Below are 14,048 nucleotides of genomic sequence, written 5' to 3' on the forward strand. Positions count from 1 at the left end.
GCCAGTTGGTGATTTTGAACTTTTGCTTTGCCACGGAACGGTCTGCGTTGTCGGGAAGATACGTGATCTGATCCTTCAACTCAGCAAAAGTTCGATTTATTCAACAAAACCAAGATCGGAGTCTACGGGGTAGTTTTGACAGCACACGTTGTTCTCAACGGCGCTAAAGAAACATACACATTAAAAATGTGAGTAATTATTTTGAAAGAAAGTCATATATAAAATAATAATACGAGAAATGTTTTCATATTTAGTGTACTGTATACGGCCATTTATACAGGAAAAGCCTATGTCAGAACGTAAAGACTCAAAATCACGCCGTAATTATCTCGTTAAATGTTCCTGCCCAAACTGCACCCAAGAGTCAGAACACAGTTTTTCAAGAGTACAAAAAGGTGCCCTTTTGATCTGCCCTCATTGCAACAAAGTATTCCAGACAAATCTTAAAGCTGTAGCCTGATTGATTTTATTAGTAACAAGTATTTTTTATATTTTAATAATATATTTAAAGCAGATAATAAAAAACCCGCCTGAGCGGGTTTGAGATTGTGGTGCTTTTTGTGGGAGTCATCCACTTACGCACTTTGTTTTGCCATGCCAGCAGTTAGCTTCTGCTGTAAAACTATTCATGCAGCAAACCTGCACTTCACCACAATGGTTAGCATACTTTTCCTGATTAAGATTTTGCCAAATATGCTGGCCATTGTTTCATGTATTGGACCTCCTTACTTTTTATTAAAGAGATCCAATATTCACTACTCTGTCCGTATCTCTACTCAGGCATCAGCCTTCTTCGTTATCGTATACAGACGAGCGATGAATTTTAATCAGTAATGATGACATTTACTGCTGCAGGACCTTTAGCACCACTCTCTATAGAGAAGGTAACCTTTTGACCTTCAAATAAGGTTCGATAATTATCATTCTGAATCGCAGAAAAATGCACAAACACATCTTTACTACCATCAACAGGAGAAATAAAGCCGAAACCTTTATCAGCGTTAAACCATTTTACTAAACCAGTCATTTTATTTGACATTCTACATTCCTTAACTTGAGCCTTTCGGCATAAATGGTTTGCATAACAGAAACGACTTCGTACTTAATTGGAGAGACTCAAAGAAGGAATAAGTGAATAACACCTGAAATGAGAACTGCTTTAGTAAACTACTTCGTATATCGTCTGTTCTTCAAACCGACGCAGTCATTAACTCATAGTTGAACATATGAAGCAATGTTTATTTTAGACATCCAGCCACCTTCAACCCTATCAAAAAAGTAGTTTTCTCCAGGAACGTGTGTATGGTGCACCAGGTTATCAGTATTAAGGAGTTTTTCTGTCCCCTAAAATGACAGGAATTGTCAAAAACTTTGACTACAAAAGCAGCAAAGGTCTTATATTCCCATCCGATGGCGTATCGATGCCCAGCTTCACGTTTCAGCTCTCAATCTTCGAGATGCAGAAGAAATTACCACAGGATTACGCGTGGAATTTTGCCGGATAAATGGTTCGCGTGGACCTTCAACTGCCAATGTTTATCCCGGGATGAGATTCAATATCTCTATTGCCCCATTTAAAGCACAAAAACCCGCTTATAAGCGGGTTTTCTACTTTTTTCTAAACGTCGGATACACAAAGCCCATCGTTGAGAGAATCTTATCCATGTTTTTTGAAAAATGCAAACATCATGTCGCCATCTTCAGCAAAAATCATTTATCTCGTCACCTTCCTCAATTGCGCTTCCGCGTATGCTTCTTCCTGCCAGCACTTTGTTACCAGTTTATCAATGACGTCCGCATACCCCTTATACCACTGATAATCGGTCAGGTCTGGTACCAGCTTCTGGACATGACGTCGTGCCAGCGTGGTCGGTAAACGACTAAATCGGTTTCCATTACAACGCCCACAAATCTTATATACCGGTACGCCATGAAACCGGGTTCTTTTTTCATCCAGAACAATCCCTTTACCCTTACACCCTCTGCACGCTGTGCTGACTTCGCCCTTACCATGGCAATGCTGACATAGTTCCTTCACCCATTCTTCCTTGATTACAGATTCCCCGCGTCTGTAGTGTTTCACCACTTCGCGCAATACATTATAAAATCCCGTACCTGAACAATGCTCACAGCGAGCCTTACTTGCCGCAGACCTGGAGTAATCAGCAAAGGCAAAATTCACGAGGTAAGGAATAATCTGTAACCGGATTTCTTCACTCAATTTGTTCAATGTCGGGTTATCCAGTGCCATCGCGTAATTTAGCAGGCCTTCAATCGCAAACTGAGGGTCCTGAACACCAACTTTTGCCAGAAATAAGGCCAACCCAAGTGGTGCTTTCGACTGCACCATCCCCTGCGCTGCCATTACATCCGTAATTGTTAAACAACCGGTGCCTGTCGCTGGAGCGTCATCGCTCAATTTTGGAGATTTTGGGGAGTAATATTTTGGTAAGGCTTCAAGGTTCATGCTCGTTCTCCACTTACGCCAGTACGCCAGTTGCCAGCGCGCGATCGATAAAACGAAATATCAGCTCCAGTTGGGAGCCATACTTCTCTTCAAATGCCACTGTATCCGTATGCAGCTCGTTGTGATGCTTTCTGCACAAAGGCAACACAAAGAGATCATGTGCTTTTGTTCCCATTCCGCCCTGCCCGTGACCAATCAGATGATGCGGATCGTCGGCTGGCATACCGCAGCAAGCACACGGCTGTGTCTTAACCCAACGAGTGTATTTCTCCTTAACCCAGCGGCGACGTTTAGGCAGCTTCATGAAAGATTCCGGAGACTCTGGATCAACGTTGATGCTTACCACCGTCTTTTCCTGTGGTGGTTTTTGTTGCTGGTGGGCGTAAGGCAACGGTGCAAGATTTTTTGTGCGTTGTTTCAATATGCTGGTGGCGGTCTGCTCTCCCGGTACGATGTCGCTTTCGCGGTACACCGAGCAGATTTTTTCCGCTGGTAATCCCAGCGAACGACGCGATACAGCCTCAGGTAGTGCATCCACCACCTGATTGCAGACCGCCCACCAGGATAATTCAGCCAAAGATAATTCCCGCTCCTGCGTACCGCTTATTGCGTGACGGATGACGTCAATCACCCATGCTGTCAGATTTTGTTGAGCAAGCAGCTCCAGTGATTCCGATGTCTGGTCACGCAGTTGGTTGTCGCAGTGCCAGCACAACACCATTGCGCCGGTACCATAACGGTGAATGACTGTTTCAGTGTGATGGTAATCGCCATTAGGCCACTGGCAGGATGTAATATGACGTAATAGCCAGTCAGACAATGCGCCAACGCCGCCAGCAGCACGAATCACCCGTTCGTTACTAAAAAACGGCAGCAATGTTTTGTCTTCCGCCAGCGGCTGGCGAACGGCAGGAACGACTCCGGATGGCAGATTACGCATGCTTTTTGGTTCCGGTTCCACCAGCACTCGAGGATTATGAAATATCTGTATGGATTCACGGCCCGGCTTAAGGACCACCAGCCCAAGCTCAGGCACCAGAACAGGTCTAAGTAATACCCGCACGTTACCTCCAGATCCGTTGCTGGAAAGTGCGGGACGCACGTGGTGGGCGTTCGGAATAAGGCAGCCTGACAGAGATTATCCAGTGCCGATAGTCGAGACTGAGAGCTTTCTTAACCTCGAACCCGCGCCTGCAGTAAGAATGAATCAGCCATTCGGCCTGTTCTGCAGTGCATGGAGGGTGCTGGAACCATTCAGACTTGAATGCGTGAGAATACCGCCCGTGCGTGCAGGCAAGAACGGGCGAATTATCAGAATTGTAATATTTTACGTTGCGTGCCATCGGTTTTCTCCGGTGGCACGGTGTTACTCAGCGGGAGTTCAGCCCCGCGCAAGATTGTAGATGAGTTTATTCTTCTGCAAAAGCTGAAAAGCCTGCTTTTATTCCGATCTCTTTCAGTGCCTGTAATGAAGTGACAAACTCACCTTCGCGCAAGATAAATCCGTCTGTCACTCGACCATCCACAAAATTAATTAACGCAGCCCCATTCTTTCGCAAACACATAATGCGGTAATGACTAACAAGATTTCCATTTTCAACGCACACAGCATAGAGGCCATCTTCACAAAAAATTTTACGCAGTTCTTCGATGTTCATCATCAGAATCCTTCCGGATAATTAGCTCTCCCCTTTAAGGGACCATCCCTCTTATCCCTGCGCGCTACTTAAGTATTTTTGATTCTATTCCGGCACCGTCCAGAACTTCAAACGCGTTGAAAATAAAAACAAAAACCCGCCGAAGCGGGTTAAGTGCGGGTGCGTTGAGGATGCCTGCCACATCAGAGGTGGCGAGGGATTTCTCCCTCGCCGGGTCTCTTACTCCTCAGGTTCGTAAGCTGTGAAGACAGCGACCTCCGTCTGGCCGGTTCGGATTCGTACCTCGCAGAGGTCTTTCCTCGTTACCAGTGCCGTCACTATGACGGTTAAACAGATGACGATCAGGGCGATTAACATCGCCTTTTGCTGCTTCATAGCCTGCTTCTCCTTGCCTTCCGGCACGTAAGAGGCTAACCTACATGTGTCTAGCATGAAATTGGCCTCAGATTAATGTTAAGCGTCTTGCAGGACGCGTAATGTTAACTGGGGCTTTTCTCTATCTGCCTTTGGTGTTCATGCCCGAGGCAGATAGCCTCAAGCACCCGCAGCCATTCTACTTAACTACCTTTACCTCGCCAATATGAAATCAGTCAGAAAGGCGATCCATAAGAACAATAGCAAGACAATAAATCGCCATTACAGCCGTAATAGCCAGCGCACATTTGAGAACCAGCACCACAACCTCCTGTATTGGACGTACACCAGTCCTGATGAATATGAGGCTGTCTCGTCAGTGATTCAATACAACTATTGGGTATAGTTTCTCTGATTTTTTCTGTGGAAATGGGGCTCAACCACTAGTCACCACCAGCACTTCTTTTAATACGCAAAGTCCGACACAAGCTAACCTTCTAGTCCGCTTTGAGCAAGGAGCGGAAGTCAGTCCAAATTAGCCAAATTCTCGCAACAAGCTGTTGCCACCATACCGACCAGGGACAAATAATTCGCTTAAGCCTCCATGAATGTCATTGAATAACTTTACAACAACCACCACCTGCCGGCTTTGTTATTTTATGTTGACTAGCAGCAGAACCTCACAGGCCATTGTGGTCAGAAGCGGTCTGAAAAAACTAAGTTAGTAGAATTCAGACCACTCCAGATAACATTTTTTATTTTATAAAAACATACCTACTGAGATAATTTAAAAAAGTTTTCGTATCTAAAAAGTAAGCAGGATATGCATTTTTTAATTCACTAATTGAACTAACAGAAACCATAGCCACTTCACAGCCTTTATTTTCCGCGCAGTATTTTTCAGACTCGACATAAGCTTCTGCCGCCTTCGCATGATTGTGATTTTCGAAGCTCTTTATATTTATATTCCGCTTTATGGTATCAACAACAATTATGCAAAGTCCTTTATCATATTTTTTGCTACCCTCAATATGGCTAACTACGGCATTGTAAGCAGCTAATATATCGAAAACATTCAACTCGACGGATAAATAACTTAATTCTTCTGATATTTTTATATAACTCCCAGATGGTTCTTTTTCATACTCAAGTTTATAAAAAAGCTCTGATACCAATTCAAAAAACCTAAGCCATCTTGCATCACCAAAACCAGATTTCAATGATTCCTTTCGAAACAAACCAACCATTTCAACTGCTGTAGCCCAGCTATGTTGAATAGCTGTTCTTATTTGCATTTCAATGCGCAACCCATTTAAAGATGGAAATTTTTTATTTTGGAATGAATAGACCATATGAAAGCTTCTATAACCAGAATCTTTCACGTCTATCATGTAATCATCCATTCTAACTAGTTCATGTGAGAATTTAGATGATTTTATTTTATTAACTAAATCATACACTTGATCCAGATTATTTAAAATAGCCCGGCACCCACCAAGATCCTGCATCTTATTTAACTTCATATCAGGAAATCTAGAAAGCTTAGTAACAATGGAAGGCATCCTCTTAATTCTAGAGGATAGTAACGCATTTTTGTTTAAGGAAATAGCCTCTCTTTCCATATAAAATTGTATTTTACTTAAAGGATATAAATGCAACATCCTCCACTCATGAAGAATTTGTACATCTTCCTCTTTATATTTTTCACCTGTACCAAACTGAGAAACTAATCTATCCCCAGCTCTTCCAACTTCCTTTTTTGAAACAGATAAAATGTGCATAGTAAGAGGCCTTATAATAAAATTATGCTAGTTTAGGAATTACAACTTACAAAGACCCGACAGCGGACAAGGTTAACAAACCAGCGCCAATTAAGAGAGCTAGTCCGTGCCAGTATGGCATCAGGGTAACTGAAATGAATTGGATGCACCAGACGTGCGACAAGGAGCCTGCTTGAAAAAGGGAATTAAAGCTGTTTTTTAACCAATTGGCTGATCGCTACTCCTCAACTTGCGGATTTATGACGTTTTAGTGCCCGAAACTGAATGTAATCATTCGTTGGAGTGGCTCGAAAAAATCCACGAAAATGCTCACATCAGACTAGAAGTACCGTACATGAGGGCATTTTTGAATTCCATTTCGCGGGATGGAGGTGACCAGCTCCCGTTTTTAACTCACAGTTTCGTTAGTAACGTCCGCTGTTGGCACAAAGCGGACAACCACGCCAGATCTACCCTGTGCCATGAAAAATGAGAATGTCAATTCACTCCTGAACTAATGCTTTTTAATCTAGTAACGTCTAAAATATCTAACATTATCCCTGATAAAATGCCAGTATGCGCTGCATAACTTCACTCTTCCGGCACTCGCGGCAGATTATGTTCTGACGCCTGTCGTAGCGACGTATTTCTCCGTCAGGTAATGACCAGATAAGGTCCGGATCAACCGCAGATGGTTTCTTCAGCTTTGCCCTTGAGAGCTTTTTACGGGCATTTTGCCAGTCCTTACGCGCCTGTTCAGACGGGAATAACCCGTAACCAGAGTTGTATACATCGCCGCTGGCAACCAGCTCTCTTGCGAGAACGCTCATCAGATATCTTGTCGCACCTGTCTTGACTTCCAGTTGCCGTAACGTCTCACGCCCACTCCGGCGTACGAGTTCAACAACCTGCCCTTTAATTTTTTCCCGCTCTTCTTGTGTAAAAACTTTTGCCACAAGTCCCCCTTAAAATTATCTCATGACCTGAAATCAACACTTATCCCCTGAAACCAGGCGGAATTTCTGTATCCGGTTCAGAAATATGATTCACACAACGCTGTACAGGTGAACGTCCCAGGCGGATGACCAGTTCGTCCCATTTTTCGCGGAGTTTTGACGGGCTCATGATGTTTTTTACCCAGAATGGATCCCGCTGTACCCGACCAAACATTTCGCAAATTTGTCTGTGGCTTCTGCCATCCAGCATCCGCATTGTGCGCACGTCATTGGCCCAGGCTGTCCAGTTAGGCTCTTTTGGTCGCATGATCTCTCCATCGTCGCTGGCAGCCTGTTCGTAAAGGTTCACGATCCGCCCCCAAATCCACTGCGCACACGCCAGATCCTCCCTGCTACCCCACTGGCGTTTTTTCACACTAAACACAACCGCGTCGGGGTTCCGGGTTAAAAAATCCTGTTCAGTCGTCTGCGGGTCCGGTTGCGAAGCTTCCGGACGAAAAGTGTTTTTATTCTCTGTAGTAATCTCTGTTGTATTCTCTGTAAGATCATCAGGCCATTTTGACCCGATGACATTGGGTCGTTTTGAACCAATGGAGCGTTTCATTTTGACCTCTTCCATCGTGTCATTTTGACCTGATGGAGCGGCGCATTTTGAACCGATGGATTCGTTCAATTTGCCACCATCTAAAAGCTCGCTCCCATAGTTGATCGTGTAGAAATTGGTCATATCGCGCTTTGATTTATTGAGCTTTTCACAACGCAAAAGCCCCAGCGTTTTCAGACTTGCAAACGCGCGCTTTAACGTTGACTCTGACCAGAATGGGAACTGTTCCAGCCATTGTTCCGTTGTGTTATAAATCCAGCGAACACCATCACATTCCATACCGGAGTTGGTATCTCTCAACCAGTAGTGCAGTTGTTGCAAAACAATGGCTTCGTTTAAGCCGATTTTCATTGCCAGCTGCGTGTTTATAACCAGTGGGCGTTCAGCAAAAAGAAGACTCATAATTCCATCCAGCTTTTTGTTGGTATTGCTGTCGATACGCAAGCTTGAAAGCAATTGCTTTTTCTATAAGTTCGTCAGTTTCACGATCTACAACGGCAGGATCTGCAAAAAGCAGTCCGGATTCCACCACATCGCCATATTCTTTATTTAACCCGGCGATCATGTACGTAATACTTTTTCCATCACTGATCTCACGATACAACCTGAAATCACTAATCCGGATAGCCTCCATAATTGCAGGCACTAGCGCTGTGAACTTTTCACGCTTATCCCTGGTGTCGATAGCCTTCCAGCGTTCGAATATCTTCACTCGATTAACGCTAAGCGCTCGCTGATCAACCGCGCCACCTTCATATGTGACACGCTGAACATCGATGTTCGGGCGCTCTTTCAAAGCCCAGAATGCTTCAGTGATTAATATCGTCGCCTGCTCCTGTGTCATTCCTGGTCGACATATCCAGGCATCCAGAGCCTCACGAGCCTGTTCAGGAGTGATTTTCATTGTTCAACCGCCCCGCCCGCTTCGTCTTACGATATTCGTCATAAACTTTGGGATCATACTGAAGCTCCCCGCCAGATGCCTCCTGTAGACGCATCGCGCGACCTTCAGGAACCAGTATCCCCCAAGCAGCAACACTTGCCAGTCTCACTCCTGCGGCATTGGCAAGCTTTGTTTTGCTGCCAAAAAAAGTAATTGCGTCAACTTTAAGCATCAAAGCCCCCTCTTGTTAGACTTTTCTAACATTATTGTGCGCGGGATACCTAAGTCAAGAAAAATTAGAATTACCTAACTATGGATACAAGAACCCTAGGCCAGCGAGTTCTGGCGCGACGAAAAGAATTACGCTTAACACAACGAGAAGCTGCGCGCCTCGCTGGAGTTGCTCACGTCACAATTTCACAATGGGAAAGAGACGAAACCCAGCCAGTCGGAAAACGATTGTTTGCTTTAGCGGATGCTCTGAAGTGCTCACCTACATGGCTAATGTTTGGTGACGAAGACAAGGCACCAGTGCCTGCACAAGAACTTCATGTGGAAACAGAGCTAACTCCCAACCACAAAGAATTGATCGAATTATTCGATGCTCTTCCATCTTCCGAGCAGGAAGCCTTGCTGTCTGAAATGCGCGCAAGAGTAGAAAACTTCAACAAACTCTTCGAAGAAATGCTTAAAGCGCGTAAAAATAAATCAATAAAATAACATTCTTTTCAAGTGATTAGTTGCGCCCACTCTTTTTGTTAGATCAATCTAACAAAAAACACTTGCCTCTCATGTTAGGTTATTCTAAATTACTTTCCATCAAGACACCGCACGGTGTTCTCAGCAAACAGTTCCGCGACCCCGGCGTTAAGGGGAAATGAGGTCAGCATGGATACTATCGATCTTGGCAACAGCGAATCTCTGGTATGTGGCGTGTTCCCCAACCAGGACGGTACGTTCACCGCGATGACATATACCAAAAGCAAAACGTTTAAAACCGAATCTGGCGCGCGTTGCTGGTTAGCCAGAAACACTGACTGATGAGGCTGACGATGGAATTTAAAGATTTACCGTCTGATGTACAGAAAACAGCAGCTCATACATTGCATTCTGTGCTGCGAGAAATCGGGAAAGATATTGCAAGCGAGCCAGCAAAAGATCTGGCCCGGAAAATCAAGACCGCTTTCGTTGAGCTTTATAATGTTGGCACTGACTCTGAAACTGTCGAGACCAAGACCGTAAGTTCACCAATATTCTCACTTGAGCCAGGCGTATTATCAGGTGAAATATGCACCGAGATTTCCAGCGAACTGCTTCCGGTAATACGAGAAGCAATTTGCCGTCGCGGTTTGGATGGAAGTTACGATCATGACGTCCTGCAAGTTCTCAGGACAATGGTGACTTCACTGGGGATTTGATCCCTGCGTCCTCTAACCTTTTGATATAGCGGTCCTCCAAGAAGCGGTAAATTTTGTCGAAATCATCTTTCCCCTCTGGTTTATTCAGAGGATTACAGGACCCGTAAGTAGCGGCATACATTTCAACCGTTTTATCAAAAATATAAGAGACAAATTCTTCTTTAGTCATATAGATTTCCTTCTTGGTTATTCGGAATAAGAAGGATACCACCTCGCCTGACGTGGTTAAAAGCAGGCACACAACACGAAAGCGCACGGCGAAGTTCGTCTCACTGTACGGTGTCGTTAAATTTAATTCGACCGTGCGCTTCCGGTTGTGGCAACCCGCGAAATGGCGCGGCGGTAAGTATGGCAGGGTTATTCCTTCCCCGTTGAGGACACCGAGTTGTCAGGTTGACCATACGCTTAAGTGACAACCCCGCTGCAACGCCCTCTGTTATCAATTTTCTGGTGACGTTTGGCGGTATCAGTTTTACTCCGTGACTGCTCTGCCGCCGTTTTTAAAGTGAATTTTGTGATGCGGTGAATGCGGCTAAGCGCACGCGGAACAGTTAAAACCAAAAACAGTGTTATGGGTGGATTCTCTGTATCCGGCGTTAATTGTTAACTGGTTAACGTCACCTGGAGGCACCAGGCACTGCATCACAAAATTCATTGTTGAGGACGCGATAATGAAAACGTTATTACCAAACGTTAATACGTCTGAAGGTTGTTTTGAAATTGGTGTCACTATCAGTAACCCTGTATTTACTGAAGATGCCATTAACAAGAGAAAACAAGAACGGGAGCTATTAAATAAAATATGCATTGTTTCAATGCTGGCTCGTTTACGTCTGATGCCAAAAGGATGTGCACAATGAATTCAGCATTTGCGCTTGTTCTGACAGTTTTTCTTGTTTCCGGAGAGCCAGTTGATATTGCAGTCAGTGTTCACAGGACAATGCAGGAGTGTATGACAGCAGCAACCGAACAGAAAATTCCCGGTAACTGTTACCCGGTCGATAAAGTTATTCACCAGGATAATATCGAAATCCCGGCAGGTCTTTAAAACAGTTCCGTAATAAATATCCGGTTTCATTCTTATATGCCAGCAATGGCAGGGATTTGTTCATCCTTAAATCTGTCATGAGGTTAAAACAAAATGAGTAAAGTCTTTATTTGCGCCGCTATTCCTGACGAACTGGCAACAAGGGAAGAAGGCGCTGTGGCTGTAGCCACAGCCATTGAAGCTGGCGACGAACGCCGTGCTCGAGCAAAATTTCACTGGCAGTTCCTGGAACATTATCCGGCTGCTCAGGACTGCGCTTATAAATTTATTGTCTGCGAGGATAAACCTGGCATACCCCGCCCTGCCCTCGATTCATGGGATGCTGAATATATGCAGGAAAACCGCTGGGATGAGGAGTCTGCTTCTTTTGTCCCGGTTGAGACTGAATCCGATCCGATGAACGTCACTTTTGACAAGCTGGCCCCTGAAGTACAGAACGCTGTCATGGTTAAGTTCGACACATGTGAAAACATCACCGTTGATATGGTTATTAGCGCACAGGAATTGTTGCAGGAAGACATGGCAACATTCGACGGACATATCGTTGAAGCGTTGATGAAAATGCCAGAAGTTAACGCCATGTATCCGGAGCTTAAGTTGCACGCCATTGGGTGGGTTAAGCATAAATGTATTCCTGGTGCTAAATGGCCCGAAATTCAGGCAGAGATGCGCATCTGGAAAAAACGTCGCGAAGGTGAACGCAAGGAAACCGGAAAATACACGTCTGTTGTTGATCTCGCCCGCGCCAGAGCCAATCAACAGTACACTGAAAATTCAACAGGAAAAATCAGCCCGGTCATTGCTGCCATTCATCGCGAATACAAGCAGACATGGAAAACACTGGATGACGAACTGGCCTACGCTCTCTGGCCTGGTGATGTGGATGCCGGAAACATTGACGGCAGCATCCATCGCTGGGCAAAAAAAGAAGTTATCGACAACGACCGCGAAGACTGGAAGCGTATCTCGGCATCAATGCGCAAACAGCCTGATGCCCTTCGCTACGACCGCCAGACTATTTTTGGCCTTGTCCGTGAGCGTCCGATCGACATTCACAAAGATCCCATAGCACTGAACAAATATATCTGCGAATACCTGACGACAAAGGGCGTGTTTGAGAATGAAGAAACAGACCTGGGCACTGTTGATGTTCTCCAGTCATCAGAAACACAAACTGATGCAGTGGAAACTGAGGTATCTGATATCCCAAAAAATGAAACCGCGCCGGAAGCTGAACCATCTGTAGAGCGTGAGGGGCCGTTCTATTTCCTCTTCGCAGATAAGGACGGAGAAAAATACGGTCGCGCAAACAAACTTTCTGGTCTGGATAAGGCACTGGCTGCTGGCGCCACTGAAATCACAAAAGAAGAATATTTTGCCCGAAAAAATGGCACATACACGGGCTTACCGCAAAATGTAGATACCGCTGAAGATTCAGAACAACCAGAGCCGATAAAAGTTACCGCTGACGAAGTAAACAAAATTATGCAGGCAGCCAATATCAGCCAGCCTGACGCCGATAAGTTGCTTGCTGCATCACGTGGTGAATTTGTTGAAGGGATTAGTGACCCGAATGATCCGAAATGGGTTAAGGGGATCCAGACCCGCGATTCTGTGAACCAGAACCAGCATGAATCGGAACGGAACTACCAAAAAGCGGAACAAAACAGCACAAATGCGTTACAAAACGAGCCAGAAACGAAACAGCCTGAACCAGTGGCGCAACAGGAAGTGGAAAAAGTCTGCACCGCCTGCGGTCAGACCGGCGGCGGCAACTGCCCTGATTGTGGCGCGGTGATGGGCGACGCAACATACCAAGAAACATTCGATGAAGAGTATCAGGTTGAAGTTCAGGAAGATGATCCGGAGGAAATGGAAGGCGCTGAACATCCACACAAGGAGAACACTGGCGGCAATCAGCATCACAATAGCGATAATGAAACTGGCGAGACGGCAGATCACTCAATTAAGGTGAACGGTCATCACGAAATCACATCCACCAGCAGGACGTGTGACCATCTAATGATCGACCTTGAAACCATGGGAAAAAATCCTGATGCCCCGATCATCTCAATAGGTGCAATATTTTTCGATCCGCAAACCGGAGATATGGGACCGGAATTTAGTAAGACTATCGATCTGGAAACTGCTGGCGGAGTCATTGATCGGGACACCATTAAATGGTGGCTTAAGCAATCACGCGAAGCGCAATCTGCCATTATGACCGATGAAATCCCGTTAGATGATGCACTGTTACAATTGCGGGAATTTATCGACGAAAACTCCAGTGAATTTTTTGTTCAGGTTTGGGGAAATGGAGCCAACTTCGACAACACGATTTTGCGCCGTTCATACGAACGGCAGGGGATCCCCTGCCCGTGGCGTTACTACAACGATCGCGATGTACGCACAATCGTTGAGCTGGGGAAAGCCATAGACTTCGATGCCAGAACGGCTATTCCATTCGAAGGTGAGCGCCATAATGCACTTGATGACGCCCGTTACCAGGCAAAATACGTTTCAGTTATCTGGCAAAAACTGATCCCGAGTCAGGCTGATTCTTAATGTTCAACTGTCGCCGGTTGTGACTGGTATTCTGCAACCGGCGCTCGTCTGATGTAAGAGATAAAGAAATCGATGAGCGAAGTAATCATGATTGTCTCTCCCGGCAAATGGGTATCCGAAGAGCAGTTAATTGCGCTGAAAGGAATAAAAAAAGGTACGTTAAAAAAGGCCCGGGAAAAATCGTTTATGGAAGGAAGGGAATATAAGCATGTCGCTCATGACAGTATGCCATGGGATAACAGTCCATGCTTTTACAACCTGGAAGAAATTGATCGCTGGATTGAGCGCCAGGCATCAGCGAGACCAAGACGTCATCTTACTTGACTAAAAGCCAC

General features: G+C 45.2%; 21 protein-coding genes and 1 pseudogene. 9 read left to right on the forward strand and 13 right to left on the reverse strand.

All coding sequences use genetic code 11. From position 1 onward, the window contains the following. Window positions 1-79, reverse strand: a 79-nt coding sequence (locus ACJHWT_RS05470; RefSeq protein WP_223602324.1) for a hypothetical protein, incomplete at its 3' end; no start/stop codon positions are given. A 210-nt stretch (window positions 80-289) separates the two neighbouring features. Between ACJHWT_RS05470 and ynfU the strand changes: the two genes are divergently transcribed. Further along, window positions 290-460 carry a putative zinc-binding protein YnfU gene (gene ynfU / locus ACJHWT_RS05475; RefSeq protein WP_001405948.1) on the forward strand — a complete coding sequence of 57 codons (171 nt, stop codon included), beginning with the start codon at window positions 290-292 and terminating at the stop codon, window positions 458-460. A 363-nt stretch (window positions 461-823) separates the two neighbouring features. On the opposite strand, the gene cspB is transcribed toward ynfU, so the two are convergent. Further along, a complete protein-coding gene (cspB, locus tag ACJHWT_RS05480; RefSeq protein WP_000066485.1) occupies window positions 824-1,039 on the reverse strand; it encodes a cold shock-like protein CspB in 216 nt (71 codons plus the stop codon). A gap of 298 nt (window positions 1,040-1,337) precedes the next feature. Here cspB and cspF point away from each other — a divergent pair. Next, window positions 1,338-1,540, forward strand: a pseudogene (cspF, locus tag ACJHWT_RS05485) (cold shock-like protein CspF); the annotation flags it as partial. A gap of 174 nt (window positions 1,541-1,714) precedes the next feature. On the opposite strand, the gene ACJHWT_RS05490 reads toward cspF, so the two are convergent. From ACJHWT_RS05490 to ACJHWT_RS05535, 10 genes are all read right to left on the reverse strand, one after another. Beyond that, the gene (locus ACJHWT_RS05490) at window positions 1,715-2,467 is read right to left on the reverse strand and encodes an antitermination protein (protein ID WP_001047132.1); all 753 of its coding nucleotides are present in this window, start codon (window positions 2,465-2,467) and stop codon (window positions 1,715-1,717) included. Between the two features lie 13 nt (window positions 2,468-2,480). Further along, the gene (locus tag ACJHWT_RS05495) at window positions 2,481-3,530 is read right to left on the reverse strand and encodes a DUF968 domain-containing protein (RefSeq protein WP_001696469.1); all 1,050 of its coding nucleotides are present in this window, start codon (window positions 3,528-3,530) and stop codon (window positions 2,481-2,483) included. A 1-nt stretch (window position 3,531) separates the two neighbouring features. After that, window positions 3,532-3,810, reverse strand: coding sequence for a hypothetical protein (locus tag ACJHWT_RS05500; protein ID WP_032297225.1), 279 nt, complete (start codon window positions 3,808-3,810; stop codon window positions 3,532-3,534). 66 nt (window positions 3,811-3,876) lie between these two features. Beyond that, entirely contained in the window at window positions 3,877-4,128 is a 252-nt protein-coding gene (gene rem / locus ACJHWT_RS05505) for a protein Rem (RefSeq protein WP_000980999.1), read from the reverse strand. Between the two features lie 216 nt (window positions 4,129-4,344). After that, window positions 4,345-4,500 carry a type I toxin-antitoxin system toxin HokD gene (hokD, locus tag ACJHWT_RS05510; RefSeq protein WP_000813254.1) on the reverse strand — a complete coding sequence of 52 codons (156 nt, stop codon included), beginning with the start codon at window positions 4,498-4,500 and terminating at the stop codon, window positions 4,345-4,347. A 734-nt stretch (window positions 4,501-5,234) separates the two neighbouring features. After that, window positions 5,235-6,260 (reverse strand): RelA/SpoT domain-containing protein, encoded by a 1,026-nt coding sequence (locus ACJHWT_RS05515; protein ID WP_000547812.1) that lies wholly within the window; start codon window positions 6,258-6,260, stop codon window positions 5,235-5,237. A gap of 533 nt (window positions 6,261-6,793) precedes the next feature. Further along, window positions 6,794-7,195: a DUF977 family protein gene (locus ACJHWT_RS05520; RefSeq protein ID WP_001151252.1), complete on the reverse strand. Its 402-nt coding sequence runs from the start codon at window positions 7,193-7,195 to the stop codon at window positions 6,794-6,796. A 40-nt stretch (window positions 7,196-7,235) separates the two neighbouring features. Beyond that, complete coding sequence (locus tag ACJHWT_RS05525) at window positions 7,236-8,201, reverse strand: hypothetical protein (protein ID WP_000054495.1); 966 nt, start codon at window positions 8,199-8,201, stop codon at window positions 7,236-7,238. Further along, window positions 8,182-8,703, reverse strand: coding sequence for a toxin YdaT family protein (locus ACJHWT_RS05530; protein ID WP_000705360.1), 522 nt, complete (start codon window positions 8,701-8,703; stop codon window positions 8,182-8,184). The genes ACJHWT_RS05525 and ACJHWT_RS05530 overlap by 20 nt, the downstream gene beginning before the upstream one ends. Continuing rightward, window positions 8,687-8,914 (reverse strand): Cro/CI family transcriptional regulator, encoded by a 228-nt coding sequence (locus ACJHWT_RS05535; RefSeq protein WP_000921596.1) that lies wholly within the window; start codon window positions 8,912-8,914, stop codon window positions 8,687-8,689. The genes ACJHWT_RS05530 and ACJHWT_RS05535 overlap by 17 nt, the downstream gene beginning before the upstream one ends. Window positions 8,915-8,994: 80 nt before the next feature. Here ACJHWT_RS05535 and ACJHWT_RS05540 point away from each other — a divergent pair, with 80 nt between their 5' ends. From ACJHWT_RS05540 to ACJHWT_RS05550, 3 genes are all read left to right on the forward strand, one after another. Continuing rightward, on the forward strand, window positions 8,995-9,402 hold the full coding sequence (locus ACJHWT_RS05540; RefSeq protein WP_000381212.1) for a helix-turn-helix domain-containing protein: 408 nt from the start codon (window positions 8,995-8,997) through the stop codon (window positions 9,400-9,402). 168 nt (window positions 9,403-9,570) lie between these two features. After that, complete coding sequence (locus ACJHWT_RS05545; RefSeq protein WP_000379591.1) at window positions 9,571-9,723, forward strand: DUF1391 family protein; 153 nt, start codon at window positions 9,571-9,573, stop codon at window positions 9,721-9,723. 11 nt (window positions 9,724-9,734) lie between these two features. Then, entirely contained in the window at window positions 9,735-10,100 is a 366-nt protein-coding gene (locus tag ACJHWT_RS05550) for a hypothetical protein (RefSeq protein ID WP_001320327.1), read from the forward strand. Here ACJHWT_RS05550 and ACJHWT_RS05555 read toward each other — a convergent pair. Next, window positions 10,069-10,269, reverse strand: coding sequence for a hypothetical protein (locus ACJHWT_RS05555; protein ID WP_000159335.1), 201 nt, complete (start codon window positions 10,267-10,269; stop codon window positions 10,069-10,071). The genes ACJHWT_RS05550 and ACJHWT_RS05555 overlap by 32 nt on opposite strands. Before the next feature lie 502 nt (window positions 10,270-10,771). Between ACJHWT_RS05555 and dicB the strand changes: the two genes are divergently transcribed. From dicB to xisR, 4 genes are all read left to right on the forward strand, one after another. Next, the gene (gene dicB, locus ACJHWT_RS05560) at window positions 10,772-10,960 is read left to right on the forward strand and encodes a cell division inhibition protein DicB (protein ID WP_000854559.1); all 189 of its coding nucleotides are present in this window, start codon (window positions 10,772-10,774) and stop codon (window positions 10,958-10,960) included. After that, on the forward strand, window positions 10,957-11,148 hold the full coding sequence (ydfD, locus tag ACJHWT_RS05565; RefSeq protein ID WP_001083273.1) for a lysis protein YdfD: 192 nt from the start codon (window positions 10,957-10,959) through the stop codon (window positions 11,146-11,148). The genes dicB and ydfD overlap by 4 nt, the downstream gene beginning before the upstream one ends. Window positions 11,149-11,241: 93 nt before the next feature. Next, window positions 11,242-13,713, forward strand: coding sequence for an exonuclease (locus ACJHWT_RS05570; RefSeq protein ID WP_001695751.1), 2,472 nt, complete (start codon window positions 11,242-11,244; stop codon window positions 13,711-13,713). A gap of 72 nt (window positions 13,714-13,785) precedes the next feature. After that, window positions 13,786-14,037, forward strand: coding sequence for an excisionase family protein (xisR, locus tag ACJHWT_RS05575; protein ID WP_001695752.1), 252 nt, complete (start codon window positions 13,786-13,788; stop codon window positions 14,035-14,037). Window positions 14,038-14,048 lie beyond the last annotated feature (11 nt).

The sequence above is a fragment of the Escherichia sp. WS338 genome, from assembly GCF_046486405.1.
GTDB classification, from domain to species: Bacteria; Pseudomonadota; Gammaproteobacteria; order Enterobacterales; family Enterobacteriaceae; genus Escherichia; species Escherichia coli.